The sequence below is a fragment of the Cupriavidus sp. 05N39 genome (genome assembly GCF_056397325.1).
The window spans coordinates 1-1,811 of record NZ_JBFTNE010000237.1; the positions used below are offsets into that span (position 1 = coordinate 1).

The window sequence follows — 1,811 nt, forward strand, 5'->3', positions numbered from 1 at the left end:
CGGGCTTGGGAGAGAGGTCAACATCTCGGTCGCTAGCGCGTCGGACGAACGCCGCAACGCCATGCTGAAAGTGACCGATCGAGGCATGGGGATCAAAGTTGACGAACTCGGGCTGGTGTTCGACAAATTTTTCCGAGGCAAGCTGCAGCATGGGTCGGCCGGCGATGGTCTGGGCCTTGCCCTCGTGCGTGAGATTGTGCTGCTACATCGCGGCCATATTTCTCTTGAGAGCGAAGTAGGCAAGGGCACGACCGTTACGCTGCACCTTCCGGCGGTGGAATAGCCTTAATGTGTCATACGCCGCGCGGCGCGATCTGCGATGCCACGTCACCGACGACAATCATGGTCGTGGCACCGTTGTCAAGCGCCGTTATAACGGCCTGCCAAAATCCTCCATTGCGGCGTGCCAATCAGGTGAGCCCACGCAAAGTCGCCGGGATCATTCTTACGCCGTGCCTTGCATATCGTCTTAACGGTCAAGGCGAGCGCGTGAGCCGCCGAGTAAAGAGACGAGCCTGCCTCAGCGAATTGCCGCGCCGACTTCCCTGCGTGTGACGTGATCGGCGAGGACGTCAATAAGTGCGTTTCACAATCTGACCGGAACGGAGCATGGAGCGTGAAAGACGAATGCATCATGGATGCGCAGCAGCAACAACGATAACCAGCCAGCGCCACCATGCCACCAGAAAGCGACTACGATCAGTACTTTGAGCGCGTGACCCGGGTCGCCGCGCGCGCGCTGAATTTACCAATATCCGTCGTATGTCTCGACAGACTGGGCCAGCCAGAAGTCATAGGCGCAAGCGGGTGCGAACGGGACGTCGTATTCCATGTGGAGACGTACTATAGCCGGACGCTCCAATGCGAGGAACCGTTCGTCGTCAGGGATGCGCTGTCCGATGCGGAGCTTGCGCAAGGGCCACTGGCAACCAGCGAATTGCTGTTCCGCTTTTTCGCAGGCATTGCGCTGCGTCTACCGTGCGGCCGACCCATCGGTATGCTATGTGTGATGCACGCGTTGCCGCGGCGCTTCAGGCGCCAACAACGTCAGATGCTAGTAGACTTGGGACAAATGATCGAGCACGAAGTTGGCCTGCGCAAGCTGGACAGCTCTGATCGTTTGGAGGTGCTTCACGCGATCGACCGACTTCAAGCCCAGCATGCGCTTTACGTCGAGACGTTCCATCGAACGCCGGTCGCTATCGCGCATATCGGAAGGGACTGGGAGTGGCGGCACATGAATGATGCCTGCGTGAAATTCTTCGCGCACTCGCGCGCTCCGCTGCCGAAAACGAACATCCTCGATCTGCTGGATGCGAGCGACCGGACCAACCTTGAACAGGCCGTGCAGGCACTTAATCGTGGCCGCGGGGTCGAGGTCCGGACGCTCGACGTAACGTTCCGGTTGCGCAACAAGCAAAGTAGGCCAGCGCGAGTGCAGGTGGCACCGAAGCAGACGACGTCGACCCGCGACGGAGGCTGGCTGTTTGTCATTCACGATACCCAGGCGGAGCAACGGGAAAAAGCCGCGCGCGATGCGCGGGAGGCTGCGTTGCATCGGGGAGCGCATGAGGCCTCGGAGGTTCTGCGCAGGGCGCGCGAGCAACTGACGACCGCCGAGCGGCAATTGGGAGACACGCGGGTAGATTTGCGCGCCATTGCTGACAATTTGCCGGTGCTGGTCGCTTACGTCGACAGTGAGCGACGTTTTCGGTTCGCCAACTCAACCTATCGCGAGTGGCTGGGGTTGGACCCGGAGGAGATCGTGGGACGACTCACCCATGAAGTTCTCGACGCTGACTATGCTGCTG

Annotated in this window: 2 protein-coding genes; both read left to right on the forward strand. The window is 60.1% G+C overall.

All coding sequences use genetic code 11. From position 1 onward, the window contains the following. A partial coding sequence (locus AC1DN0_RS40970) for a sensor histidine kinase (protein ID WP_477112121.1) occupies nt 1–283 on the forward strand: 283 nt, incomplete at its 5' end. A 393-nt stretch (nt 284–676) separates the two neighbouring features. Next, on the forward strand, nt 677–1,811 hold a 1,135-nt coding region (locus tag AC1DN0_RS40975; protein ID WP_477146606.1), incomplete at its 3' end, for a PAS domain-containing protein.